Origin of the sequence: Nocardia anocheti (assembly GCF_029675105.1) — a bacterium.
GTDB lineage: Bacteria > Actinomycetota > Actinomycetes > Mycobacteriales > Mycobacteriaceae > Nocardia.
Genome location: NZ_JAQQFV010000008.1, coordinates 257,055 through 280,727, shown reverse-complemented (window position 1 = coordinate 280,727; position 23,673 = coordinate 257,055). Strand labels below are relative to the sequence as shown.

The 23,673-nt window shown below is 69.0% G+C and carries 24 protein-coding genes; 16 read left to right on the top strand and 8 right to left on the bottom strand.

The features are described from left to right. The first annotated feature begins 185 nt into the window (after positions 1 to 185). Complete coding sequence (locus tag QC180_RS22360) at positions 186 to 629, top strand: CPBP family intramembrane glutamic endopeptidase (protein ID WP_278264745.1); 444 nt, start codon at positions 186 to 188, stop codon at positions 627 to 629. 74 nt (positions 630 to 703) lie between these two features. Here QC180_RS22360 and QC180_RS22355 read toward each other — a convergent pair whose 3' ends face one another. From QC180_RS22355 to QC180_RS22345, 3 genes are read right to left on the bottom strand one after another with little or no spacing between them, the layout of a single operon-like run. Further along, positions 704 to 1,564: an alpha/beta fold hydrolase gene (locus tag QC180_RS22355; protein ID WP_278264744.1), complete on the bottom strand. Its 861-nt coding sequence runs from the start codon at positions 1,562 to 1,564 to the stop codon at positions 704 to 706. Positions 1,565 to 1,598: 34 nt separating this feature from the next. Continuing rightward, positions 1,599 to 2,093, bottom strand: a complete 495-nt coding sequence (locus tag QC180_RS22350) for a hypothetical protein (RefSeq protein ID WP_278264743.1) — start codon at positions 2,091 to 2,093, stop codon at positions 1,599 to 1,601. 10 nt (positions 2,094 to 2,103) lie between these two features. Further along, on the bottom strand, positions 2,104 to 3,012 hold the full coding sequence (locus QC180_RS22345; protein ID WP_278264742.1) for a ribonuclease Z: 909 nt from the start codon (positions 3,010 to 3,012) through the stop codon (positions 2,104 to 2,106). Positions 3,013 to 3,059: 47 nt separating this feature from the next. Between QC180_RS22345 and QC180_RS22340 the strand changes: the two genes are divergently transcribed. From QC180_RS22340 to QC180_RS22320, 5 genes are all read left to right on the top strand, one after another. Continuing rightward, the gene (locus QC180_RS22340) at positions 3,060 to 3,314 is read left to right on the top strand and encodes a ribbon-helix-helix domain-containing protein (protein WP_278264741.1); all 255 of its coding nucleotides are present in this window, start codon (positions 3,060 to 3,062) and stop codon (positions 3,312 to 3,314) included. Between the two features lie 38 nt (positions 3,315 to 3,352). Continuing rightward, positions 3,353 to 3,733: a DNA-binding protein gene (locus QC180_RS22335; RefSeq protein WP_278264740.1), complete on the top strand. Its 381-nt coding sequence runs from the start codon at positions 3,353 to 3,355 to the stop codon at positions 3,731 to 3,733. Between the two features lie 28 nt (positions 3,734 to 3,761). Then, positions 3,762 to 4,172, top strand: coding sequence for a sterol carrier family protein (locus QC180_RS22330; protein ID WP_278264739.1), 411 nt, complete (start codon positions 3,762 to 3,764; stop codon positions 4,170 to 4,172). Positions 4,173 to 4,233: 61 nt separating this feature from the next. Further along, positions 4,234 to 4,554, top strand: coding sequence for an AbrB/MazE/SpoVT family DNA-binding domain-containing protein (locus QC180_RS22325; protein ID WP_278264738.1), 321 nt, complete (start codon positions 4,234 to 4,236; stop codon positions 4,552 to 4,554). Next, the gene (locus QC180_RS22320; RefSeq protein WP_278264737.1) at positions 4,551 to 4,862 is read left to right on the top strand and encodes a hypothetical protein; all 312 of its coding nucleotides are present in this window, start codon (positions 4,551 to 4,553) and stop codon (positions 4,860 to 4,862) included. The genes QC180_RS22325 and QC180_RS22320 overlap by 4 nt, the downstream gene beginning before the upstream one ends. On the opposite strand, the gene QC180_RS22315 is transcribed toward QC180_RS22320, so the two are convergent. Then, positions 4,863 to 6,185, bottom strand: a complete 1,323-nt coding sequence (locus QC180_RS22315) for a YhgE/Pip domain-containing protein (RefSeq protein WP_278264736.1) — start codon at positions 6,183 to 6,185, stop codon at positions 4,863 to 4,865. Between the two features lie 315 nt (positions 6,186 to 6,500). Here QC180_RS22315 and purF point away from each other — a divergent pair, with 315 nt between their 5' ends. From purF to purM, 6 genes are all read left to right on the top strand, one after another. Beyond that, the gene (gene purF / locus QC180_RS22310) at positions 6,501 to 8,081 is read left to right on the top strand and encodes an amidophosphoribosyltransferase (protein WP_278264735.1); all 1,581 of its coding nucleotides are present in this window, start codon (positions 6,501 to 6,503) and stop codon (positions 8,079 to 8,081) included. 195 nt (positions 8,082 to 8,276) lie between these two features. Continuing rightward, a complete protein-coding gene (locus QC180_RS22305) occupies positions 8,277 to 9,854 on the top strand; it encodes an ABC transporter substrate-binding protein (RefSeq protein WP_278264734.1) in 1,578 nt (525 codons plus the stop codon). Between the two features lie 75 nt (positions 9,855 to 9,929). Beyond that, positions 9,930 to 10,940, top strand: a complete 1,011-nt coding sequence (locus QC180_RS22300; RefSeq protein WP_278264871.1) for an ABC transporter permease — start codon at positions 9,930 to 9,932, stop codon at positions 10,938 to 10,940. Then, entirely contained in the window at positions 10,940 to 11,881 is a 942-nt protein-coding gene (locus QC180_RS22295; protein WP_278264733.1) for an ABC transporter permease, read from the top strand. The genes QC180_RS22300 and QC180_RS22295 overlap by 1 nt, the downstream gene beginning before the upstream one ends. Next, positions 11,874 to 13,538 (top strand): ABC transporter ATP-binding protein, encoded by a 1,665-nt coding sequence (locus QC180_RS22290; RefSeq protein WP_278264732.1) that lies wholly within the window; start codon positions 11,874 to 11,876, stop codon positions 13,536 to 13,538. Before QC180_RS22295 ends, QC180_RS22290 begins: the two co-directional genes overlap by 8 nt. A gap of 88 nt (positions 13,539 to 13,626) precedes the next feature. Beyond that, the gene (gene purM, locus QC180_RS22285; RefSeq protein WP_278264731.1) at positions 13,627 to 14,706 is read left to right on the top strand and encodes a phosphoribosylformylglycinamidine cyclo-ligase; all 1,080 of its coding nucleotides are present in this window, start codon (positions 13,627 to 13,629) and stop codon (positions 14,704 to 14,706) included. A 284-nt stretch (positions 14,707 to 14,990) separates the two neighbouring features. Here the strand turns inward: purM and QC180_RS22280 are convergent, their stop codons facing one another. The 4 genes from QC180_RS22280 to ygfZ all read right to left on the bottom strand — a co-directional run bounded on the left by QC180_RS22280 (position 14,991) and on the right by ygfZ (position 18,190). Continuing rightward, positions 14,991 to 15,212, bottom strand: coding sequence for a DUF3073 domain-containing protein (locus QC180_RS22280; protein WP_278264730.1), 222 nt, complete (start codon positions 15,210 to 15,212; stop codon positions 14,991 to 14,993). Positions 15,213 to 15,387: 175 nt separating this feature from the next. Continuing rightward, positions 15,388 to 16,338: an asparaginase gene (locus QC180_RS22275; protein ID WP_278264729.1), complete on the bottom strand. Its 951-nt coding sequence runs from the start codon at positions 16,336 to 16,338 to the stop codon at positions 15,388 to 15,390. Continuing rightward, complete coding sequence (locus QC180_RS22270) at positions 16,335 to 17,048, bottom strand: MOSC domain-containing protein (protein ID WP_278264728.1); 714 nt, start codon at positions 17,046 to 17,048, stop codon at positions 16,335 to 16,337. Before QC180_RS22270 ends, QC180_RS22275 begins: the two co-directional genes overlap by 4 nt. Further along, the gene (gene ygfZ, locus QC180_RS22265) at positions 17,045 to 18,190 is read right to left on the bottom strand and encodes a CAF17-like 4Fe-4S cluster assembly/insertion protein YgfZ (RefSeq protein ID WP_278264727.1); all 1,146 of its coding nucleotides are present in this window, start codon (positions 18,188 to 18,190) and stop codon (positions 17,045 to 17,047) included. Before ygfZ ends, QC180_RS22270 begins: the two co-directional genes overlap by 4 nt. A gap of 92 nt (positions 18,191 to 18,282) precedes the next feature. On the opposite strand from ygfZ, the gene QC180_RS22260 reads away from it, so the two are divergent. From QC180_RS22260 to cydD, 4 genes are all read left to right on the top strand, one after another. Next, positions 18,283 to 19,188, top strand: coding sequence for an aminodeoxychorismate lyase (locus QC180_RS22260; RefSeq protein ID WP_278264726.1), 906 nt, complete (start codon positions 18,283 to 18,285; stop codon positions 19,186 to 19,188). Positions 19,189 to 19,318: 130 nt separating this feature from the next. Next, on the top strand, positions 19,319 to 20,776 hold the full coding sequence (locus QC180_RS22255) for a cytochrome ubiquinol oxidase subunit I (protein ID WP_278264725.1): 1,458 nt from the start codon (positions 19,319 to 19,321) through the stop codon (positions 20,774 to 20,776). A gap of 9 nt (positions 20,777 to 20,785) precedes the next feature. Further along, positions 20,786 to 21,814, top strand: a complete 1,029-nt coding sequence (gene cydB / locus QC180_RS22250; protein WP_278264724.1) for a cytochrome d ubiquinol oxidase subunit II — start codon at positions 20,786 to 20,788, stop codon at positions 21,812 to 21,814. A 5-nt stretch (positions 21,815 to 21,819) separates the two neighbouring features. Next, positions 21,820 to 23,670 carry a thiol reductant ABC exporter subunit CydD gene (gene cydD / locus QC180_RS22245; protein ID WP_278264723.1) on the top strand — a complete coding sequence of 617 codons (1,851 nt, stop codon included), beginning with the start codon at positions 21,820 to 21,822 and terminating at the stop codon, positions 23,668 to 23,670. The last annotated feature ends 3 nt before the right edge of the window (positions 23,671 to 23,673 follow it).

The window sequence follows — 23,673 nt, the reverse complement described above, 5'->3', positions numbered from 1 at the left end:
TCTCCGCTGCATTGAAAGTTGTTCTCGCACTGATGATTCCACCTCTGTGGAGTAATCGTTTGCTGCCCGCGCTGAACCTGCGCTTGCGGGGGCGGACAGTAGCGAATGTGGTGTTCGCGGCGGCGTTCACGGCAGGGTTCGGCGGCCGACCGAAGTGGGCGTCGGTCACGGGATTTCGCTGGGGTATGGGCGCTTCCGCCGTGGTGTTCGCCGGTTACGGTGTGGCGCTCTCGATTCCGGCGTTGCGGCGGCTGCCACTCGAAGTGGCCGAGCGGGTGCCGGAGACATCGACCCTGGAGTGGATCGCGCTGCACATCCCCGTCGGCACGGTCCTGGCCGAAGAAGCGGTCTTCCGGGGCACCCTCGACCCACTGCTCGACGACGCGCGCGTCCCGGCCGCGCCGGTGGTCGGAGCCCTCGATTTCGGCGTGTGGCACATCAGCCCGGCGCGGGTGGCGGGCGACCCGGTGGCGGTGACGGTCGCGGCGACCACCCTCGCCGGGCTGTTTTTCGGCTGGCTGCGTCGCCGTTCGGGCAGCGCCACCGCGCCCGCGCTGGCGCACTTGGCGATCAATGCCGGGGGTGCGCTGGCACCGATCGCGGCTCGATGGATCGAGGGGCGGCGATAGCGCCGCGACAGTGCGTGTGCCGCGACGGCTCAGGGTCGGCGGCGACGGTCGCCCGCTGCGGTCATCCGGCCGGGTCAGGCAGTGGCGACGAAGCTGGCGACGGCGTCGGTGAAGGCGTCGTTGTCGTCGCCCGCGGCGGTGTGGGCGGCGGTGCCGATCTCGGCGAGGCGGGCATGCGGGGCCAGGGCCAGGAAGGCGGCGGCGCCCTCGTCGCTGACCACATCGGACTTGCCGCCGCGCACCAGCAGGACCGGGATGGTCAGCGCCTCGGCGGCGGCCTCCATCTCGGCGACGCGGTCCTCCGGATTCGCGTCGACATCGCTGATCAGGTCCGGGTCCCAGTGCCAGTACCAGCGGCCGTCACGCTGGCGCAGATTGCGCAGCAGACCGTCGGCCTTCTCGGGGCGCGGGCGGTGCGGCATGTACGCCGCCACCGCGTCGGCGACCTGCTCGAGGGTGTCGAAGCCGTCGCGGTGCCTGCCGAGGAAGTCCATCACCCGCTCCACCCCCTGTGACTGCGCGCGCGGCACGATGTCCACCAGGACCAGGGCGCGAATCGCGGCTCCGGCCGGGTCGGCGGTGGCGAGCAGACCGGTGATCCCGCCCATGCTGGCGCCGACCACCACCGCGCCGGACTCCGGCGTGGCACCGAGCTGGGCCAGCGCCGTGTGCAGGTCGGCGACCATGGCGGTGCGCGAGTAGTCGCGATCCGGGGACCAGTCGCTGTCGCCGTGCCCGCGCGCGTCCACCGCGACCACCCGCATCCCGGCCGCCGCCAGCGCGCGACCGGTCCGCTTCCAGGAATGCCGGGTCTGGCCGCCGCCGTGCAGCATCACGACCAGCTGGCCTCCGGCCGGGCCGAAGCTGTCGGCGGCGAGGGTGAGCCCGTCGCTGCTGCTGCGCAGCCGCAGGGTCGTCGGTTCCGCATCGCTCATGGGACGAATGTACGACTCCTGGGGGTGCCGGTGCCTAACCGGTCACGATTTCCCAGGTCAGCAGCTCGGCTTCGGGGGAGGGGGTGCCGTCCCACGGGTGCTGCTGGAACGCCGGGTCGCGCACCGCGGTGACACCGGGATCGTGCGGGCAGACGCAGGCGACCGACAGCGCGGCGGTGCGGTCGCCCAGCTCGTGGGCGGCGAGGTCGTGGGCCAGGGCTGTGGCGACCAGACGCAGGTCGTCGAGGTCGGCCTCGCCCGGCAGACAGAGGTCCAGGGACAAGTCGACCAGTCCGGCCCGCTGCGGCGAGAACGCCAGCTGGCCGCCCGCCACCCGCACATCCGCCGGGAGCGGGGTGGTGGCGATGAAGCGCGCGAGGTCGGCGCCCGCGATGGTCTGCGGTCCGGTCGGCTGGTCACCCGCGCAGGCGGCGACCAGCGGTGACCGTTCGGGCGGGGTGGTGTCGTCGGGGGCCTGGCAGGCGGTGACCAGGGCGCACAGCGCGATCAGGGCGGCCACACCTCGCATGACCATCACCCTAGTGCGCGGGCGGCACGGTGCGGCCGGGTCGGCGGGCGGGGAGGGGGATGCGGGCGAGGTCGTGGGCGAGGACGGCGCCGGAGAAGTCGGCCTGTTCGAGGAACAGGGGGTCGTCGGATTCGGTGTACCGCTCGGAGAAATGCGTCAGGACAAGGGTTTTCACCCCCGCCGCACGGGCCACCTCGCCAGCCTGCCGGGCGGTGAGATGCCCGCGTTCGGCGGCCTGCGCGGTCTCGGTGTCGAGGAAGGTGGACTCGATGATGAGCATGTCGACGCCGTCGGCGAGCGCGAAGACGTTGTCGCACAGGCCCGTATCCATCACGAAGGCGACCTTCTGGCCCGGTTTGGGAGTCGTGCATTCCGCGAGCAGCTCACCCGACAGGTCCCGCACGGCCGCGCCGGTGATGCCGTGCTCCCGCAGTTTCTCCGGCAGATAGGCGCGCCCGTCCGGCTCGGCGAGGCGATAGCCGTAGGTGGGGATGCTGTGCGCCAGCGGCAGGGCGGTGAGGGTGAAACCGTTGCCCTGCAAGGTCTCCCGCTCACCGCTGATGGGATGTTCCACGATCGAGGGCTCGTCGTAGTAACTGGTCGCGTACTTCAACCGCTCCCAGAATTCGGCACCCTCGGCGGGGAACACCGCGTGCACGTCGTGCGGCACCCGATCCCGACCCAGCCGCTGCACGATCCCCGGAACCCCCAGCGAATGATCACCGTGGAAATGGGTGACACACACCCACCGCAACTCGGTCGCCGAAGCCCCCGCGAACGACATCTGCCGCTGCACCCCCTCCCCGGGATCGAACAGCACCCCCTGCCCATCCCACCGCAGCAGATACCCATTGTGATTGCGCCGCCGAGTGGGCACGGCCCCGGCCGTCCCCAACACCACCAGCTCCCGCATCGACATCGCTCCATCCTCGCCGCTCCGCCCCTCGTGCGTGCCATACTCGATATATGGCGCGAAAAGTCACCATCACGCTTCCCGACGAGTTGCTCGAGTCCATCCGCGAGCGAGCCGACGAGCGCGGTGTGTCGGCCTATGTCACCGAGGCGGTGCGGCATCGCGACGCCATGGACAAACTGCGGGAGCTGGGCGACTTTCTGGATACCGAGCACGGTCCGGTGTCCGCCGAGCAGATCGACGCCGCGCGCGCCGAGCTGCTCGAGGCCCTGTGGGGCGATCCGGCGCGCAAGCCCAAGACGGCGTGAGCCGCCGCCGAGCTCCGTCGGTATCGGCCGGGGCCATCGTGCTGGACTCGGAGGCCCTGTCCCGCGTCGCTACCGGTGACCCGCGCTTCCACGCGCTCATCATCGCTGCTCCCGATCTGGACACGATCGTCGCGACCTCGGCGATGACCCTGCTGGAGGCGTGGAACCCCCGGTGCGCACCGCGACAGTGGGAGTGGGCGATGTCCCGCATCACCGTCCTGCACACCGACGACGCCACGATCGCCCACGCCCGCCGCCTGATGACCGTGGCCGGAATGCACGGGCACAAATACGCGATCGACGCCGTTCTGGCCGCGTCGGCCTGCCGAATAGCCGGGCCCGTCGTCCTCTACACCTCTGACGCCGACGACCTTTCCCGCCTACTCGAAGAATCCACCGTCACCGTCAAGAAGATCTGACCCGACCGCCGTCGGTAGCGTGCCGGGTATGGCGAGGAAGACGGTGGATGCCGGGGAGGTGCGGGCGGCGGTGCTCGCGGTGGGGGAGTGGTTGCGGGACGAAGGGGCGACGGCGCCGGGGCGGGCGGAGCTGGGCGCGGCCGTCAAGGGCACGGCGCGGGCGCTGGCGGGCAGTGCGCCGGGACATTCGGTGGAGGTGCGGGTGCCCCCGTTCGTGGCGGTGCAGTGCATCGAAGGCCCACGGCACACGCGAGGCACACCACCGAACGTCGTGGAAACCGATCCCCGCACCTGGTTGCTCCTGGCCACCGGCCTACTGGACTTCGACACCGCCGTCGAATCCGGCGCCCTGTCGGCCTCGGGAATGCGAGCCCGCGAGATCGCCGACTGGCTACCGATAATCCCGATCAAGCCGAACGGGCTCTCCGACTCCGGGTAGAGACGGCCGCATTGCTGTTTTGCTGCTTGACGGTATCGCGGTAACGGAGGACCCTGGGGTTATGGGCACATTCCGGGGTTATGCGGCTATCCAGGGGCGGGGGACAGTCGCGCTGCCTGCCGAATTGCGCAAGAAGTACCGGCTGGACGAGCCGGGCGCGCAGTTGGAGATCACCGAGCGCGCTGACGGTGTCATCGAGTTGCGGCCGACGCTGCCGGTTCCCGTCGACGAGATGTGGTTCTGGGAGCAGGGGCATCAAGCCGCCGAGCGCGCGGCCGAAGCGGATGTCGAAGCCGGGCGGCACAAGACTTTCGACGACGCCGAGGCATTGCTGGCGCATCTGGACTCACTCGCCGCGGGTCCCGCCGAGGCGGTGGAGTGAGATACCGGACGCTCGCGTCGTTCGACCGGGACTTTCGGCGGTTGCCCGCTGAGCACCAGCGAATGTTCCAACAGGCTCTGCGGTCGCACTTCCTGCCTGTCATCGACGCCGGGGCGTTCAGCGGCACGCCTGGCTGGCCGCGGCGTCTCCGGGTGCACCGGCTCAGTAACTCCGAGGTCTGCTCGCTGACATGGAACTTCGCCTCTCCGGACGGCCGCGCGACCTTCCACCTGGAGAAGACCGACGACGGCGAGCCGCTCCTCGTGTGGCGCCGGGTCGGCGACCACGGGATATACGACCGGCCGTAGTCAGGCGGTGGTCTTCTTCTTGTCGATGAGGTTTTCTCGGTGGAGGCCCTTGTAGTCGTAGTACTTGGTGATGACGATGCCGCCGATGAGGGCTAGGAGCAGGCCCAGGAGGGACATCCAGATGCCTCGGCCGAGGCCCGCGGTGTAGTCGGATTCGAAGTAGAGGATCGAGCGCATGCCGAGGTAGACCTGGTGCATCGGTTCGAATTCGGCGAGCCAGGCGATGTAGGTGGGGGTGGCCTGGATGGGGACGGTGCCGCTGGAGGAGGGGAGGCCGAGGATGACGAAGACGGCCAGGTTGATGAGCAGGCCCGCGGTGCCGAAGGCGGCCAGGGAGGCCATGCAGGTGAGGCCGACCGCGATGAGCGCCAGGATCGAGAACAGGAGTAGCTGGGTGGGCTGCTGACCGGCCACGCCGAGGATCTTCGCCACGAGCAGGTAGAGCAGCGAGATGACGATCGCCACGACGACCATCACGCCCCATTTGATCAGCAGGGTGTGGAATCGGGAGATCGGGGTGGGCGGATAGTGCACGTACCAGGGGCCGTACTCGGTGGGTTGGAAGCCCAGTTGCGCGTCGACCATGGTGTGGATGACCATCGCGCCGACCACCCCGGCCATCAGGATGAGCAGCGCGTAGAAGAAGGCGGTCAGGCCCAGGCCCGCGCCGGAGGCGAGTGGACGCCAGTCCTGCTCGATCACGTGGATGGGCTGGGACAGCGTGAGCTGGGCGGCCCCGGAGATCTGCGGCGCCGGCGCGCCCTCCGGCGTGGCGGCGAGGGTGTCGCGGACCTGGGTGGTGAGCTGCTGGCCGACCTGGTTGTTCACCTCGGTCATCGCCCGCTGACCGATCCGGGTGACGATGCCCGCGGAATAGGGGCCCATGCCGGGGTTGGTCTGCACGGTGATGATCGGGCGTTCGATCTCGCCGCCGACCACGCTGCCCACCCCGAGAATGCCCAGTCGTTTGCTGAAATCGCTGGGGATGACGATGGCGCCGTAGATCTGCGCGCTGCGCATCAGCCGCTCGGATTCGCTGATGCCGACGACCTTCAGGTCGATCTGATCGGCGGGCATGCCCGCCACCAGCGCGTCGGCCACCTGCTTGCCGAAGTTCACCTGCTGGGTGCGGCCGTCGACGTCGATGGTGTCGCCGACGTCCTGGTTGACCAGCGCGATCGGGAAATCGTGCAGATTTCCCTCCGGGTCGGAGATGTAGGCCAGGTACATGACCCCGAGCAGGGACAACACGATCGACAGCACCACTGTGGGCGCGAGCACGATCCGCAGCCAGCGACGCGGTGGGATACGGAGTGTGTCCAACGTCGCTCCCCGACTCGGCGACGGATCGGAATCCTTCGCTACCGAATCGGCGTTGTCCACGGGAGACGCTGGGGAATCAGCTGGTTCGTGCGCACTGTCTTCGGTGGTCACGATCGGCACGGTAACAGCTGTGTCCCCGGAATTCGCGCGATCACCACGGTCGATTGCGCCGGGTTTGCACTGCGGTGCACGTCGAGGCCCCCATCGGCCGTAGAATGACCAGTGCCCCCAGCCCTAGCAATACGGGGAGTTGCTGTTGGCGCATCCGTGCACTGACCGGCCATTCCCCCAGCCCACCCGATCAGGGAGCAAACGGTGACCCACGCCGATCGCGCGATCGACAGCACATCCACACTTCCGGACGAGCCCGAGAACGAGCCCCGTGAGGAGTGTGGCGTCTTCGGCGTCTGGGCTCCGGACGAGGACGTCGCCAAGCTCACCTATTACGGCCTCTACGCGCTGCAGCATCGCGGCCAGGAGGCGGCCGGTATCGCCGTCTCCGACGGCTCGCAGATCCTGGTCTTCAAGGACCTCGGCCTGGTCTCGCAGGTGTTCGACGAGCAGACCCTCGGCGCCATGCCGGGGCACATCGCCGTCGGTCACTGTCGTTACTCCACCACCGGTGGTGTCACCTGGGAGAACGCGCAGCCGATCTTCCGCACCACCGCCGTCGGCTCCGGCCTGGCGCTGGGCCACAACGGCAACCTGGTCAATACCGCCGAACTGGCCGGTCGCGCGCGCGAGCTGGGCCTGATCGGCGCGGGCGTGATCAACGGCCGCCCGCAGATGACCGGTGCCACCTCCGACTCCGACATCGTCACCGCGCTGCTGGCGCACGCCGCCGCCGACTCGAGCATCGAGCAGGCCGCGATGGAGCTGCTGCCGCAACTGCGCGGCGCGTTCTGCCTCACCTTCATGGACGAGCACACCCTCTACGCCGCGCGCGACCCGCACGGTGTGCGCCCGCTGGTGCTGGGTCGCCTCGACCGCGGCTGGGTGGTGGCCTCCGAGACCGCCGCGCTCGACATCGTCGGCGCCGCCTTCGTCCGCGAGATCGAGCCGGGCGAGCTGCTGGCCATCGATGCCGACGGCGTGCGGTCCATGCGCTTCGCCGCTCCCGAGCCCAAGGGCTGCGTGTTCGAGTTCGTCTACCTGGCGCGTCCCGACACCACCATCTCCGGCCGCTCGGTGCACTCCACCCGCGTGGAGATCGGTCGCAAGCTGGCCAAGGAACATCCGATCGAGGCCGATCTGGTGATCCCGGTGCCCGAGTCGGGCACGCCTGCCGCGGTCGGTTACGCGCAGGGCTCCGGCATCTCCTACGGCCAGGGCCTGATGAAGAACGCCTATGTGGGCCGCACCTTCATCCAGCCCAGCCAGACCATCCGTCAGCTGGGTATCCGGCTCAAGCTCAACCCGCTGCGCGAGGTGATCCGCGGCAAGCGCCTGATCGTGGTCGACGACTCGATCGTGCGCGGCAACACCCAGCGCGCGCTGATCCGCATGCTGCGGGAGGCGGGCGCGCTGGAGATCCACGTGCGCATCGCCTCGCCGCCGGTGAAGTGGCCCTGCTTCTACGGCATCGACTTCGCCTCGCGCGCGGAGCTGATCGCCAACGGCACCGGCTCCGACGACAGCTACGCCGACATGGTGGAGAACGTGCGCCGCTCGATCGGCGCCGACAGCCTCGGCTACATCAGCACCGAGGGCATGATCGCCGCCACCGAGCAGCCCGCCTCGCGCCTGTGCACGGCCTGCTTCACCGGCGACTACCCGATTCCGCTGCCGCAGGAGGCCGCCATCGGCAAGAACGTGCTCGAGGGGATGCTCTCGGGCAAGTCCGAGGCGAAACTGCTGGGCGAGAACGTCAACGTGGACGCCTTGAGCCGTCCGTAGCGCGAACTCCAGGTAGGGCCGGTCAGGATAAACCTGACCGGCCCTTTCCGTAGGTCATATGAATGACATTGCGGCGCAACATTATTACGTAAGAATTGTTCAGAACATCCCGGCCGGTGATCGACGCATTCGAAACTGGGCGGTAATGCTTCGCCGGTACGGTCCCCTGATATCGCAGTTCGAGAACGGGGCCCGATGGTGAAGAAATATGTTGCCGCCGTAGGAATCGCCGCCGTGGTCGCGGCCACGCTCGCCGGATGCGGCTCCGGTCGCACCGACGGAGCGGGTGGGCTGGTCCTGGGTACCACCGACAAGATCTTCTCGCTGGACCCGGCCGCCGCCTACGACAACGGCTCGCTGCTGGTGGAGACCCAGATCTATTCGTACCTGCTGAATTTCGCGCCCGGCGACACCACGCCGAAGCCCGACGCGGCGGAGAAATGCGAGTTCAGCGGCCCGACCGTCTACACCTGCAAGATCAAATCCGGACTCACCTTCGCCAACGGTAATCCGTTGACCGCCAACAGCGTCAAGTTCTCCTTCGATCGCATGGTGGCGATCAACGATCCGCACGGCCCGGCCTCGCTGCTGGGCAATCTCGCGAAAACCGACGTGGTCGACGATCTCACCGTCGCGTTCACGCTGAAAGTCGCCGACGATCAGACCTTCCCGACCATCCTGCCCACCCAGGCCGGGCCGATCGTGGACGAGAAGGTGTTCCCGGCCGACCGGGTCGCCACCGACGACGAAGTCGTTGCCGCCAAGGGCTATTCGGGCCCGTACACGATCAGCAGTTACGACAAGAACAAGCTGGTCGAGTACCAGGCCAACCCCGGCTATCAGGGGGTGCTCGGCACCCCGCGCACCGAGACGGTGTCGATGAAGTACTACGCCACCTCCGACAATCTGAAACTCGATCTGCAGAACGGTGCCATCGATGTCGGCTACCGCTCGTTCACGCCCACCGATATCGACTCGCTGCGCGGGGATTCCTCGGTGAAGGTCACCGACGGACCCGGCGGCGAGCTGCGCTACATCGTGTTCAACATGAACACCATGCCGGGCGCGACACCGGAGCAGAAGCTGGCGGTGCGCAAGGCCGTCGCGTCGTCGGTGGATCGCGAGGCGCTGGCCACCTCGGTGTACAAGGGCACGTATCAGCCCGCGTACGGCTATGTGCCGCAGGGGATGCCGGGTGCCGCCGAGCCGCTCGAGGAGCTCTACGGCGCCAAGCCGGACAAGGCCACGGCCGCGAAGTTCCTGGCCGACGCGGGCGTCGCGACCCCGGTGACGCTGAACCTGCAGTACAACCCCGACCACTACGGGTCGAGCTCGTCCGAGGAATACGCGGCGGTGAAGTCACAGCTCGAGGCGTCGGGGCTGTTCACAGTGAATCTGCAGTCCACCGAGTGGGTGACCTATCAGAAGGAGCGCGCCGCCGACGGTTACCCGCTCTACCAGTTCGGCTGGTTCCCGGACTTCCCGGACGCCGACAACTACCTCACACCGTTCTTCGGGCCGAACAACTTCCTGCAGTCGCACTTCGAGAACCCTGGTGTCACCGCGCAATTGACCGCCGAGGCCACCGAACCCGATCGCGCGAAGCGGATCGAGCTGATCGAGAAGTTGCAGACCGATCTGGCGCGCGACCACCTGCCGACATTGCCGCTGCTCTCGGGCAAGCAGGTCGCGGTGTCGCGGCCGTCGGTCTCGGGTGTGGAGCAGACACTCGACGGCTCGTTCAAATTCCGGTTCACCGTCCTGAGCAAGTAGGCCGCGGTGAGCGCCGAAACGGAGCCGACGCGGCGCCGGAAGTCGCTGCGTGGCAGTGACTCCCGGCAGTTCGCGCTGGCGCGGTATCTGCTGGTCCGGCTGCTGCTGATCCTGCCGACCGCCTGGCTGCTGGTCACCGTGGTGTTCTTCCTCATGCGCGTGATCGGTGACCCGATCAGCGCGGCCATGGGCGGTCGGCTGACCCAGGACCAGATCGAACAGCGCAAAGAGGCGGCCGGGCTCAACCGGCCGATCCTCACCCAGTACTGGGAGTACCTGACCGGTTTCCTGCACGGCGATTTCGGGCGCACCCAGGACAACCAGGAGATCGCGGACGTGGTGATCACCTACGGTGCCGCCACCTTCGAGCTGGTGTTCTGGGGGCTGCTCATCGCCTTCGCCGTCGGCGTGCCGCTGGGCAGATACGCGGCGACACACCGGGATTCGACCGCCGACGCGGCGCTGCGGTTCTCGGCGGTGCTGGCCTACGCGGCGCCGGTGTTCTTCGTCGGGATGCTGCTCAAGCTGATCTTCTCGGTGTGGCTGGGGTGGTTTCCGGTCGGCGGGCGGGCCAGTACCGGAGTGGAACTGGCGTTGCGGCACGTCTCGCCACGGACGAACATCCTCATCGTCGACGCGATCCGCTACGGGGAGCCGTCCTATGTGCTGGATGTGCTCGAGCACGCGGTCCTGCCCGCCGTGGCGCTCGGGCTGCTCACCGGCGGCATCTTCCTGCGGCTGGTGCGGGTGAACCTGATCCAGACACTGCGTAGCGATTTCGTGGAGGCGGCGCGGGCGCGGGGGCTGTCGGCGCGGGTGGTCACCGGGCGGCACGCGGTGCGCAACGCGCTCATCCCGATCATCACGGTGATGGGCATGTGCGTCGCGATGATGCTGGGCGGCGCGGTGCTCACCGAGACCACCTTCGAGTGGAAGGGACTGGGCTATCAGCTCGCCGAATACCTGCGGGCGCGCGATTTCATCGCGGTGCAGGGGATCGTGGCGTTCATCGCGGTGGTGGTCGCGGTGATGAGCTTCGTGGTGGACGCCGTCGTCGCGCTGATCGACCCCAGGGTGCGGTTCTGATGGGCGGGCGTCGGATTCCGGGCGCGCGGATGCTGTCGATGACCGCCGGGCTGCAACGGGTCACGTTGATCACCGGGTTGGTGCTGGTGGCCGGGTTCGTGTTCGTGGCGGTGTGCGCGCCACTGCTCGCGCCCTACGGACTGGCCCAGAACAACGCCGACGGGGTGGCGTTCGTCTCCCAGCAGCCGCCCTCGGCGCAGCACTGGTTCGGCACCTCGGTACGCAGCGAGGACGTGTTCTCGCGGGTGCTGTTCGGGGCGCGCACCGCGCTGCTGGTGATCGTGGTCGCGGTGACGCTCTCGCTGCTGGTGGGGGTGCCGCTGGGCCTGCTGTCGGGATTCGTGGGGCGCTGGGTGGACCGGGTGCTGGTGCTGGTCATGGACGCGATCTACGCGTTCCCCACCCTGCTGCTGGCCATCGTGGTCTCGATCGTGGTGGCGGGCGGGACGTCGAGCAGCCTGGGCGGGATGCTGTCGGCGGCCATCGCGATCACGGTGGTGTACGTGCCGCAGTACTTCCGGGTGGTGCGCAACGCGACGGTGGCGGTGAAGACCGAGCCGTACGTGGACGCGGCGCGGGTCACCGGGGCGTCGACGGCGCGGATCATGTTCCGGCACATCCTGGGCAATGTCACCGGTTCGCTGCCGGTGATCATCACCATCAACGCCGCCGACGCGATTCTCACCCTGGCCGCGCTGGGCTTCCTCGGCTTCGGCATCGAGCCCACCCAGGCCGCCGAATGGGGCTACGACCTGAACAAGGCGCTCAACGACGTGTCCAACGGGATCTGGTGGACCTCGATCTTCCCCGGCACCGCCATCGTGCTGGTGGTGCTCGGGATGACGCTGGTCGGCGAGAGCGTCGACGAGACGCTCAACCCGCTGCTGCGCACCCGGCGGGCCGTCACCACCGCCACGGAGAAGGAGCAGGCCGATGACTGAGACCCGCACGCCCGCGCTGTCGGTGGCCGGGCTGTCGGTGACCTTCGCCACCGACGGCGGGCCGGTCGAGGCCGTGCGCGAGGTGTCCTACGAGGTGTTCCCCGGGGAGGTGCTCGCCATCGTGGGGGAGTCCGGCTCGGGCAAGTCGGTGAGCGCGCGCACCGCCATCGGCCTGCTGCCGCACACCGCGCGGGTGCGGGGATCGGTGCGCGTCGGCGACCGGGCGGTGACCGCGATGACCGAACGTCAGCTGAGGGCGCTGCGTGGCGGCGCGGTCTCGATGGTCTTCCAGGAACCCGCCCGCGCGCTCGACCCGCTGTTCACCGTGGGATTCCAGCTCGCCGAGGCGCTGCGCGCGCACAGTTCGATGAGTCGGAAAGCCGCGCGCGCCAAGGCGATCGAGTTGCTGGGCACGGTCGGTCTGCCCGATCCGGAACACCGGGTGGACTACTACCCGCACCAGCTCTCCGGCGGCCAGAAGCAGCGGGTGATGATCGCGATCGCCATCGCCTGCGAACCGAAGGTGATCATCGCCGACGAGCCGACCACCGCGCTCGATGTCACCGTGCAGGCCGAGATCCTGGACCTGCTGCGTGATCTGCGCGACCGGCTCGGCAGCGCGATCGTGCTGATCACCCACAACATGGGCGTGGTCGCCGACCTGGCCGACCGGGTGGTGGTGATGCGCGCCGGACAGGTGGTCGAGCAGGCACCGGTGCGCGAACTGTTCGCCGCGCCTCGCGCCGAGTACACCAGGGCGCTGCTGGCGGCGGTGCCGCATCTGGGCGCGGCGGGCGAGCGACCGGCGCCCGACCCGGCGGCCGAGCCGGTGCTCGAGGTGCGCGATCTGGTGGTCGAGTTCCCCGGGCCGTTCGGGCGACCCGCGTTCCGGGCGGTGGACGAGGTCGGGCTGCGGATCGGGCCGGGGGAGACGCTGGGGCTGGTGGGGGAGTCCGGCTCGGGCAAGTCGACCATCGGCCGCTGCGTCGCGGCCTTGCAGCGGCCCAGCGCCGGGCAGGTGCTGGTGCGCGGACAGGACATCGCCACGCTGTCACAGCGCAGGCTGCGCCCGATCCGGCGGCGTTTCGGTTTCGTGTTCCAGGACCCGGCGGGCTCGCTCAACCCGCGCCTGACCATCGGTGAGTGCGTGGCCGAGCCGCTGGTCGTGCACAGGGTGGGCTCCAGGGCCGCCATCGGCGACCGGGTGCGCAGACTGCTCGACGACGTCCACCTGCCCGCGGGCACCGAACGCCGGTATCCGCACGAGCTGTCGGGCGGCCAGCGGCAGCGGGCCAGCCTGGCCAGGGCGCTGGTCCTCGACCCCGACCTGCTGGTGGCCGACGAACCCACCAGCGCGCTGGACGTCTCGGTGCAGGCGGCGGTGCTAGAACTGTTCGCCGAGCTGCAACGCGAATGCGGCTGGGCGTGCCTGTTCATCAGTCACGACCTGGCCGTGGTCGACCAGCTGGCCGACCGGATCGTGGTGCTGCGCGAGGGCCGCTGTGTCGAGCAGGGCGATCGCGAGCAGATCCTGCGTCACCCCCGCGACCCCTATACGCGTCGGCTGGTCGCGGCCGTCCCGGTTCCCGACCCGGTCCGGCAACGCGCGCGGCGGGGCGAGAGCGACACCACATTCGCCGAGGAGCTGGAACAATGAGCTAGGAGCCGCACGACAGCTGGACGGGCGGATCACTTAGAGTTACTAGGCATCTATCCGCCGATTCGGTTTGGAGCTTTCCCCCACAATGACTGAACAGACCCCCAGCGGTGCAGGCGCTTCCTACGCCGCGGCAGGCGTGAGCATCGAAGCCGGTGACCGCGCAGTCGAATTGTTCGGACCATTGGCGAAGAAGGCCAGCCGACCCGAGGTGCAGGGTGGGCTCGGCGGCTTCGCCGGTCTGTTCGCCCTCAAGGGCGGATACCGCGAGCCGCTGCTGGCCGCCTCCACCGACGGTGTCGGCACCAAGATCGCGGTCGCTCAGGCGCTGGACAAGCACGACACCGTCGGCCTCGACCTGGTCGCCATGGTCGTCGACGACCTGGTGGTCTGTGGCGCCGAGCCGCTGTTCCTGCAGGACTACATCGCCATCGGCAAGGTCGTCCCGGAGAAGGTGGCCGAGCTGGTCTCCGGCATCGCCGAGGGCTGCATCAAGGCCGGTTGCGCGCTGCTGGGCGGCGAGACCGCCGAGCACCCCGGCCTGATGGACCCGGACGACTACGACCTGTCCGCCACCGGCGTCGGCGTCGTGGAGGCCGACTCGGTGCTGGGGCCCGACCGGGTGCGCCCCGGCGACGTCGTCATCGCGATGGGCTCCTCGGGCCTGCACTCCAACGGCTACAGCCTGGCCCGCAAGGTGCTGCTCGACATCGACCGCATGTCGCTGACCGGCTACGTCGAGGAGTTCGGCCGCACCCTCGGTGAGGAACTGCTCGAGCCGACCCGCATCTACGCCAAGGACTGCCTGGCGCTGATCGCCGAGACCGATGTGCGCACCTTCTCGCACGTCACCGGTGGTGGCCTGGCCGCCAACCTGGCGCGCGTGCTGCCCGCCGGTCTGGTCGCCGAACTCGACCGCGGCACCTGGAACCCGGCGCCGGTGTTCAAGATGATCGCCCAGCGCGGGCGCGTCGAGCGGGTCGAGATGGAGAAGACGTTCAACATGGGCGTCGGCATGGTCGCGATCGTCGCCCCCGAGGACGCCGACCGCGCGCTGGCGGTGCTCACCGCCCGTCACATCGACTGCTGGACCCTGGGCCAGGTCAAGAAGGCCGCCGACGCCGACGCGCCGCGCGCCGTCCTGCTGGGCGACCACCCGCGCTTCTGATCCCCGTCACGCACTGAGCCGGGTCGCGACAATCGCGACCCGGCTCACGCGTTTGCGGGGTTTGTGCTGAGCCGACATCGGCTACACCTGAATATGGGGGCAGGTGCCCGTCGGCTCGGGGTGGTCGGGGCCTCGAGGCGGCGAACACGACGAGCGTCCTGTGTGTGCACAGGACGCTCGTCGTCTATTCGGATGTTCGCCGTACTGCTGCGAGCCCGACGCACGCTGAGTGACAACGGCTGAAGGGGGAGGCCGCGCGGGCCTCCCCCTTCACCGACGGTCGGTCAGCGGCGCCAGCTGTCGTAGTCGTCGTCCTCGTTGTTCCAACGGGACGCCGACTCGTCTGCGTCGTGCTCATCGGAGATCACTCCGCCGCTCCTCGGTGGTGAGAGCGGAGTGCTATCCGACAGCTCGCGCTGAAGGCTCGCGAAGTCGGTCGGCGCGGAGCTGTACTTGAGCTCACGTGCGACTTTGGTCTGCTTTGCCTTAGCCCGGCCACGGCCCATGGCTGACCCCCTCGCGTCACTGCGGGGCGGCCTGGGGTTTGTTGGCGGCCCCGTTCGAATTAATACTCTTCCTGACAGACACTTTAGCGTGTGTTAGACGGTCGCGCTCCCAGGAGTGGGTGAAGAACTCCCGAACCGCTACCGTTTGCCCCTTCTTCGCCGAGACCACCCGGTCTCAGAGCACCCCCGGAATCGCGCGGATCACACCGACTCTGGCATCGCCACCGGTGACGGCGGTGGCGGCGAGCTCGGTGTGGGCGTCGGTCCAGTCGATGCCGAGGCGACGCAGAATCGCCAGCGTCAGCGGCATCCTGGCCCGGTCGGCACCGTCGTCGATCTTGTAGGCGAAGGCGCGTCCGTCGGGCAGCGCGCCCGCGTGCACGCCGTCGGCACCGATCTTGCAGAACAGTCCGGGGGTGCTCGACATGGCCAGCAGGTCGGGGCCGTTGGTGCCCGAAATCACTCGCGGATCCGCCCGAACCGCGTCGGCGATCCGGCGCGGCGCGGTGCCGGGCTCGGCCGTGGTGAAACCGGCGAAGGCGCGGGCCAGATTGATCAGCGAGACGGGCACGATCGGCAGGCCGCAGCCGTCGATGCCCAGGTCGGTCTCGGGCTCGCCGGTGACGTCGGCGACGGTGGCCAACACGGCCTGCTGCAAGGGGTGCTCGACCTCGAGATATCCGGTGCGGGGCCAGTCGTTGATCAGGCAGGTGGCCAGCATCGCCGCGTGTTTGCCTGAACAGTTCATGTACAGCGGGCTCGGGCCGGAGCCGGTGCGGGCCTCGGCGCGGGCCTGTTCCTCGAACGGCAGATCCGGTGGGCAGGCCAGATCGGCCTCGGTCTGGCCGAAGCGGTCGAGCAGGCGGCGGACCAGGGCGACGTGGTCGGGCTCGCCGAAGTGCGAGGCGGTGGTGATGGCGAGTTCGGCGTCGTCGACGGGGTCGAAGCCGTTGCGCAGCAGGGTCAGCGCCTGCATGGGCTTGTTGGTCGAGCGCGGGAAGATCGGGCCGTGGACCTCGCCGAGCTCGAGGGTGGGGGTGCCGTCGGGATCGAGCACGACCACCGAACCGCGGTGCACGCACTCGCGGAAACCGGAACGGACCACCTCGACCAGTTCGACACTCATCGAGCCTCCCGTGCGGCAGTGGGTGCGGCCTCGCTCCGGCCCGCGGCGGCGAGGGCGCGCCCGGAGCGGAGGTGCCGGTCGATCTGCATGTGGACATCGGCGGAGATGGTCGGCTCCTCGGCCCGCAGGCGTTCGAGCAGGGCGTGGTCGGTGCCGGTGAACAGGTCGCGCACGGTGATGCCGTGCTCGGGCACGCGCACCACGCGGGCCTCGTCGCCCGCGCCGATGCTGCCTTCGGTGAGTACCCGGAAGTAGCAGCCGGTGTCGGATCGGAGGGTGAAGCGCTTGACCCACTGGCGTTCGCCGGACCACTGCTGGAACGCCGCGCACGGGACGCGCGGCGCGCTCACCTCCAGCAGGGTGTCGCCGATGGCCCAGTGCGCGCCGAGCACCGCGTCGCTGACCGGTAACCCGCTCAGCCGCAGATTCTCACCGAACCAGCCCGCGGGCAGGGTGCGGTCGAGTTCGCCGCCCCAGCGCTGCGCGTCGGCGTCGGAGTAGGCGTAGACGGCCTGATCGACGCCGCCGTGGTGCTCTACATCGCAGACGTGGTCACCCTCGAGCCCGAGCGCGCGCACCGGCACCCGCCCCTCGACCGGTCGCTTGTCGATCGCCGAGCGGCCGACCCGGGTGCGCACCTCGATGTCGGCGTGCACCACGCAGACGGCCTCGACGCGCCCGGTGTCACCGACTCGCTGCGTGGGGCTCATCGCCCGCGCAGCCGGTCGACGGCGGCGCGGCCCGCCTGCACGACGTCGTCGGCGGGGACCGAGTCGGGGTCGATGGCGGCGGCCATGGTGCCGACGACCAGTTCGGTGCCCGCGGGGACCGATCGTTTGACCAGCGCCAGGGCGATCGGGCCCAGTTCGTAGTGGTCGATGACGGTGCCCACCCGGCCGACCGTGCGGCCGCCCGCGGTGACGTCGTCGCCGGTGGTGGGCCGCTCGTCGGCGGAACCGTCCAGGTGCAGCAGCACCAGGTTGCGCGGGGGTTTGCCGAGGTTGTGCACCCGGGCGACGGTCTCCTGGCCGCGATAACAGCCCTTGTTCAGGTGGACGGCGCCGCGCTCGTCGACGCCACCGATCCAGCGGGCCTCGTGCGGGATGGTGCGCTCGTCGGTGTCCAGGCCGATGCGCGGGCGCAGGGCGGCCACCCGCAGTGCCTCGTAGGCCCACATGCCCGCGGGGCGGGCACCGGCGCCGGTGAGTTTCGTCCACCAGTCACCCAGGGCCGCGCGCGGCACGATCAGGTCGAAGGCGTGCTCGCCCGGCCACGGCATCCGGCGCAGGAACCCGCCGCCGGGTAGCGCGACCGCGCCGTAGATCTCCGGCAGCGCGTCGAGGCCCAGCGTGGGCAGCAGGGTGTCGACCTGCGGGCCGAGCAGGCTCAGCACGGCGTGGTCGGGCGCGTCCGCGGGCTTCGCGTCGGCCCAGAACACCATCTTCTGGAGGAAGGAGAGCAGTTCGGTGCCGCGCTCGGCCTCGGTGTCGAGCCAGAGCGTGCCGTCGAGATCGGTGAGCACGAAGTGGTGCTGGACCCGGCCGTTGAGGTCGAGGTCCAGGTTCTCGGCGCTGTGGCCGTCGGGCAGGGCGGCGATGTGCTGGCTGGTGATGGTGTGCAGCCAGCTCAGGCGCTCGGCACCGGTGATGGTGGCGACGGCGCGATGGGACCGGTCGACGACCGCGACCGCGCGCACCGCGGCCTTCTGCTCGCCGAACGGATCGCCGTAATGCCAGGCGACCGCCGCGTCGGGAGAGCCCGGTGCGCCCGCGACGGCACCCGGAGTATGGAGAACAGGACTGGGGGCGACGACCTGCGACACAACACCCACTGTAGGCGCGTGCACCGACATGTGTCGCGGGCGGGCGCCGCGACAGGCTGATACGAGGGCCCGTTTCGTAGCAGCCATAGGCATAACGGACCGATAACGCCTACGCTCGTCACATGGGAGAACGGGTACTTGTGACACTCGACGGCGCGTTCGCTGATGCGGACGCGCCGTTGCTTTATGCCGACGACATCGGAGCACTGCGAGGCGACGGGGTTTTCGAAACGATTCTGGTCCGCAACGGCACGGCCATGGCGCTGGAATACCACCTCGCCAGACTGCGCCGCTCCGCGCAGGCGCTGGAACTGCCGGAGCCGGGACTGACGAAATGGCGCTCGGCCGTCAAGCTCGCGGTCAAGGAGTGGGGTGACGAGGAGGAGGGCATGCTGCGGCTGGTCTACTCGCGCGGCCGTGACTCGGAATTCGACGCGCCGCGCTCGGAACTGGTGCCCGAGGATCCCAAGCCCACCGCGTACGTGCTCGTCTCCCCGGTTCCCGAACGCGTCGCGACCGCCCGCGCCGAGGGCGTGAAGGTGATGTCGCTCGCGCGGGGCATCTCGATCGATCTGGCGCAGGCCGCGCCCTGGCAGCTGCTCGGCGCCAAGACGCTGTCGTACGCGACGAACATGGCCGCACTGCGTTTCGCCCGGCGGATGGGCGCCGAGGACGTGATCTTCCACAGCACCGAGCACCGTGTGCTCGAGGGCCCGCGCTCGACGGTGGTGATCGCGCGCGACAAGCAGCTCATCACCCCGCCCGCGAAAAACGGTGTGCTGCCGGGGGTTACGCAGCGCTCGCTGTTCGCGGTGGCGGAGAAGGCGGGCTGGGAGTGCAAGTACCAGTCGCTGTTCACCGCCGACCTGTTCGACTGTGACAGCATCTGGCTACTGTCGAGCATCACCCTGGCCGCGCGGGTGAATCAGCTGGACGGGGTGCGGATGTCGGCGCCGGACAACGCGCAGGAGATCATCGATCTGGTGGATCAGGGCATCGAACGACCGGGTGCCATCGGCGACTGGTGAGCCGTGCGTGGGGCACGGGTGGGCGTGCCCCTGCGGGGTTTCGGCGTGTCGTGTCCGTCGTCACCCTTGATCGGCGGCGTTCCCCGCGTAACATCTACTACAAGTCGTCGTAGTAGAAGTTGGAGGTCGGATGGACACGCTCGATGTCTCCCGGTGGCAATTCGGGATCACGACCGTCTACCACTTCATCTTCGTACCACTGACCATCGGTCTCGCGCCGCTGATCGCGATGATGCAGACCGCGTGGGTGGTCACCGGTAACGAACGCTGGTACCGACTCACGAAATTCTTCGGCAAACTCTTCCTGATCAACTTCGCCCTCGGCGTGGCCACCGGCATCGTGCAGGAATTCCAGTTCGGCATGAACTGGAGCGAATACTCGCGCTTCATCGGCGACATCTTCGGCGCCCCACTGGCTTTGGAAGCGCTCATCGCGTTCTTCATGGAGTCCACGTTCATCGGACTGTGGATCTTCGGCTGGACGCGATTGCCGAAACTCGTTCACCTGGCGACGATTTGGATCGTCGCGCTCGGCGTGAACGCCTCGGCGTACTTCATCGTCGCCGCGAATTCGTTCATGCAGCATCCGGTGGGCGCGCGCTACAACCCGGAAACCGGCCGCGCCGAATTGGAGAGCATCGTCGCGCTGCTCACCAACAACACGACGCTGGCGGCGTTCCCGCACGTGGTCGCCGGTGCGTTCCTCACCGCCGGGGTGTTCGTGGCGGGTGTCGCGGGCTGGTGGATGGTGCGCAACGCGCGCAGCGGCGACGCCGCGAAACTCGAAGAGGCGCGCACGATGTGGCGTCCGGCGGCGCGCGCGTCGCTGGTGGTCGTGGTGCTCGCCGGGATCGCGCTGGTGTTCACCGGTGACATCCAGGGCAAGCTCATGTTCGACCAGCAGCCGATGAAGATGGCCTCGGCGGAATCGTTGTGCCACACCGAGACCGACCCCGACTTCTCGGTGCTCACCGTCGGCACGCACAACAACTGCGACAGCGTGATCCACGTGCTGAAGGTGCCGTATGTGCTGCCGTACCTGGCCGAAGGTGAGTTCAGCGACGTCACGCTGGAAGGGGTTCAGGACCTCCAGCAGACCTACAACGTGAAATACGGACCCGGTGACTACCGGCCCAACCTGTTCGTCACCTACTGGTCCTTCCGCGCCATGATCGGCCTGGCGGCCGGTGCCATGCTGCTGGTGTTCGCCGGTTTCTGGGTGACGCGCGGTGGCCGCGTGCCCGACCAGCGGTGGTTCTCCTGGCTGAGTCTGCTCGCCATCCCCACGCCGTTCCTGGCCAACAGCGCGGGCTGGGTGTTCACCGAGATGGGGCGTCAGCCGTGGGCGGTGGTGCCCAATCCCACCGGCGATCCGAACATCCGGATGACGGTGCAGCAGGCGGTCTCCGAACACTCCGCCACCACCGTGCTGTTCTCGCTGATCGTGTTCACGCTGCTCTACGGTGCGCTGGCGGTGGTGTGGTTCTACCTGATCCGCCGCTACGTCGTCGCCGGGCCGGACACGCCGAAGCCCGCGTCGGACACCTCGGAGGAGCCGTCCGTCGAACAACTGTCCTTCGCCTACTAGGAGCAGGCCGTGAATCTGCAGGAATTCTGGTTCGTACTGATCGGCGTGCTGTTCACCGGCTACTTCGTGCTGGAGGGCTTCGACTTCGGTGTCGGCATGCTCATGCCGATCCTGGGCAAGGGCTCCGACACCCGCAGGCGCGTGGTGCTCAACACCATCGGTCCGGTGTGGGACGGTAACGAGGTGTGGCTGATCACCGCTGGTGGCGCGCTGTTCGCCGCCTTCCCGGAGTGGTACGCGAGCATGTTCTCCGGGTTCTACCTGGCGCTGCTGCTGTTGCTGGTGGCGTTGATCCTGCGGGTCTGCGCGATCGAGTACCGGGGCAAGATCAACGATCCGAAGTGGCGCCGGTGGTGCGATATCGGCATCGGGATCGGCTCCTGGGTGCCCGCGCTGGCCTGGGGCTGGGTGTTCGCGAACATGGTGCGCGGCGTGCCGCTGAACGAGCGCAAGCAGATCGTCGGCTCGGTGTGGGACCTGTTCAGCCCCTACGCGCTGCTCGGCGGCCTGGCCACGGCCACCCTGTTCGCCCTGCACGGCGCGATCTTCCTGACGCTCAAGACCGCGGGCGAGGTGCGCGCCGACGCCGAGCGCGCCGCCCGGCTGCTGCTGGCACCCGCCGCGCTGGTGGTCGGCGCCTTCGGCCTGTGGACCCAGCTCGCCTACGGCACCGGCTGGACCTGGGCGATGCTGGCGCTCGCCGTGGCCGGTCTGCTACTCGCCGCCGCGGCGAACCTCGCCGGACGCGACGGCTGGGCCTTCGTCGGCACCACGCTGACGGTGATCGGCGCGACGGTGCTCATCGTCGGCTCGATGTTCCCGAACGTGCTGCCCTCCACCATCGACCCGCTCTACCACCTCACCGTCTACAACGCCTCCTCCACGCCCTACACCCTGAAGGTGATGAGCTGGGCGGCCCTGATCGCGACGCCGGTCGTGCTGATCTACCAGGGCTGGACGTACTGGGTGTTCCGTCAGCGGATCCGGGTCGAACAGATCCCGGCGCCGATCGGGCTGCCGTTCACCGGTAAGGACTGACCCCGGTGGGCCCGGTGGATCGCGACGCGGCCGACCGGTCGGCGGGCGGGCGTAAGCCGGTGGACCCTCGGCTGTGGCGGTACGCCCGGTCGGCGCGACCGCATCTGGTGATCGCGGTGGTGCTCGCGTTGGTGATCACGGCCTCGATCGTGGCCATGGCGCTGCTGCTCGGGCGTGTGCTCGCCGGGGTGATCACCGATCCCGACAAGCGCGAGTTCGCCTCGTGGACGACCGAATTGGTGCTGCTCGCGGTCGCCGTGGCGGTGCGGGCGGCGGCGAGCTGGTGGCAGGCGCGGCTGGCGCATCGGGCGGGCAGCGCGGTGGTGGCCGAACTGGAGAACGCGGTGCTGCGAGCGGGCGCCGAACTGTCACCACGCGAACTCGACGCGCGGCGCACCGAGATCGCGGTCGTCGTCGGCAACGGCCTCAGCGGGCTGCGCGGCTGGTTCACCGGCTATCTGCCCGCCCTGCTGCTGGCCTGCCTCGTGCCACCGATCGTGCTGGTGGTGATCGCCTTCCACGATCCGACCTCGGCGCTGATCGCGGTGATCACCGTGCCCCTCATCCCGATCTTCATGATCCTCATCGGCCTGCTCACCCAGGGCCGCGCCGAAGCCACCCTCGCCGCCACCACCCGTCTCTCCGACCAGATCCTGGACCTCTTCGCCGGGATGCCGACCCTGCGCGCGCTGGGACGCGAGGGCGTCAGCGGACCGAGCATGGTGGAACAGGTGCGGGCGCTGGGTGATTCGCTGCGGCAACGCACCATGAAGGCGTTGCGGATCGCCTTCCTGTCCTCGATGGTGCTGGAGAGCCTCGCGACCCTGAGCGTCGCGCTGATCGCCGTCGCCATCGGATTGCGGCTGGTGTACGGGGAGATGACGTTGTACGCCGGGCTGGTGGCATTGATCCTGGCGCCGGAGGTGTACTGGCCGCTGCGGCTGGTGGGGGAGAAGTTCCACGCGGCGCAGGACGGGATGGCGGCGGCGGAGAAGGCGTTCGCGGTGCTGGAACCGGGGAGTCCGGCGGCCGGGACCGGCGGTGATTCGAGGTCGGCGGATCGTGGCGTGTGGGCCGGTAGTCGGATCACGCTGCGTGAGTTGACGGTCGGCGCGCGGTCGGGGGTGGCGCCCGATCGGCTCGACGCGGAATTGGCGCCGGGGGTCGTGACGGTGCTGACCGGTCCCAATGGATGTGGGAAATCGACTACCTTGCAGGCGATTCTGGGTCTGATCTCGGCCGATCGGGGCAGCGTGCTGGTCGACGGGGTCGATGTGCGGGAGCTCGATTCCGCGCGGTGGTGGGGGCGGATCGCGTGGTTGCCGCAGCGGCCGGTGCTGGTGCCGGGGACGTTGCGGGAGAACGTCGAATTGCTCGGTGCCGGGGTCGATGACGGTCGTGGCGGGTCACTGGGTGGCGCGCAGGACTATCTGTCCCGGCTCGAACAGGTCAGCGCCGCAACCGGTTTCGATGCCGTGCTCGATGAACTTCCCGACCGCTGGGACACCGTTGTCGGTCAGGGCGGTACGGGCTTGTCCCTGGGGCAGCGGCAACGTCTCGCCCTCACCCGTGTGTTGGCGGCCGATCGCCCGATCCTGCTGCTCGACGAGCCCACCGCCCATCTCGATCATGCCGCCGAACAGCGCGTGCTCACCGCCCTGCGTGAGATCGCGGCGCGTGGGGCGACCGTGGTGGTCGTCGGTCATCGGCCCACCGTGCTCGCCGCGGCCGATGTCGTGGTGCCGGTGAGTGCTGGTGCGCCGCTGGAATCCGCTGGTGTGAACAGGATTTCGGTGTCTTCCGGTGACCTGCCCGTCTCGCGGGACGAAGTGCGGGGTGAGTTCCGTGAGTGGTGAGCG

What these genes read in the sequence shown, in the direction of transcription:
- QC180_RS22360 (WP_278264745.1), top strand. Translation starts at nt 186, where the DNA reads ATGGGCGCTTCCGCCGTGGTGTTCGCCGGTTACGGTGTGGCGCTCTCG.
- QC180_RS22355 (WP_278264744.1), bottom strand. Translation starts at nt 1,564, where the DNA reads ATGAGCGATGCGGAACCGACGACCCTGCGGCTGCGCAGCAGCAGCGAC.
- QC180_RS22350 (WP_278264743.1), bottom strand. Translation starts at nt 2,093, where the DNA reads ATGCGAGGTGTGGCCGCCCTGATCGCGCTGTGCGCCCTGGTCACCGCC.
- QC180_RS22345 (WP_278264742.1), bottom strand. Translation starts at nt 3,012, where the DNA reads ATGTCGATGCGGGAGCTGGTGGTGTTGGGGACGGCCGGGGCCGTGCCC.
- QC180_RS22340 (WP_278264741.1), top strand. Translation starts at nt 3,060, where the DNA reads ATGGCGCGAAAAGTCACCATCACGCTTCCCGACGAGTTGCTCGAGTCC.
- QC180_RS22330 (WP_278264739.1), top strand. Translation starts at nt 3,762, where the DNA reads ATGGCGAGGAAGACGGTGGATGCCGGGGAGGTGCGGGCGGCGGTGCTC.
- QC180_RS22325 (WP_278264738.1), top strand. Translation starts at nt 4,234, where the DNA reads ATGGGCACATTCCGGGGTTATGCGGCTATCCAGGGGCGGGGGACAGTC.
- QC180_RS22305 (WP_278264734.1), top strand. Translation starts at nt 8,277, where the DNA reads ATGGTGAAGAAATATGTTGCCGCCGTAGGAATCGCCGCCGTGGTCGCG.
- QC180_RS22295 (WP_278264733.1), top strand. Translation starts at nt 10,940, where the DNA reads ATGGGCGGGCGTCGGATTCCGGGCGCGCGGATGCTGTCGATGACCGCC.
- QC180_RS22290 (WP_278264732.1), top strand. Translation starts at nt 11,874, where the DNA reads ATGACTGAGACCCGCACGCCCGCGCTGTCGGTGGCCGGGCTGTCGGTG.
- purM (WP_278264731.1), top strand. Translation starts at nt 13,627, where the DNA reads ATGACTGAACAGACCCCCAGCGGTGCAGGCGCTTCCTACGCCGCGGCA.
- QC180_RS22280 (WP_278264730.1), bottom strand. Translation starts at nt 15,212, where the DNA reads ATGGGCCGTGGCCGGGCTAAGGCAAAGCAGACCAAAGTCGCACGTGAG.
- QC180_RS22275 (WP_278264729.1), bottom strand. Translation starts at nt 16,338, where the DNA reads ATGAGTGTCGAACTGGTCGAGGTGGTCCGTTCCGGTTTCCGCGAGTGC.
- QC180_RS22270 (WP_278264728.1), bottom strand. Translation starts at nt 17,048, where the DNA reads ATGAGCCCCACGCAGCGAGTCGGTGACACCGGGCGCGTCGAGGCCGTC.
- ygfZ (WP_278264727.1), bottom strand. Translation starts at nt 18,190, where the DNA reads ATGTCGGTGCACGCGCCTACAGTGGGTGTTGTGTCGCAGGTCGTCGCC.
- QC180_RS22260 (WP_278264726.1), top strand. Translation starts at nt 18,283, where the DNA reads ATGGGAGAACGGGTACTTGTGACACTCGACGGCGCGTTCGCTGATGCG.
- QC180_RS22255 (WP_278264725.1), top strand. Translation starts at nt 19,319, where the DNA reads ATGGACACGCTCGATGTCTCCCGGTGGCAATTCGGGATCACGACCGTC.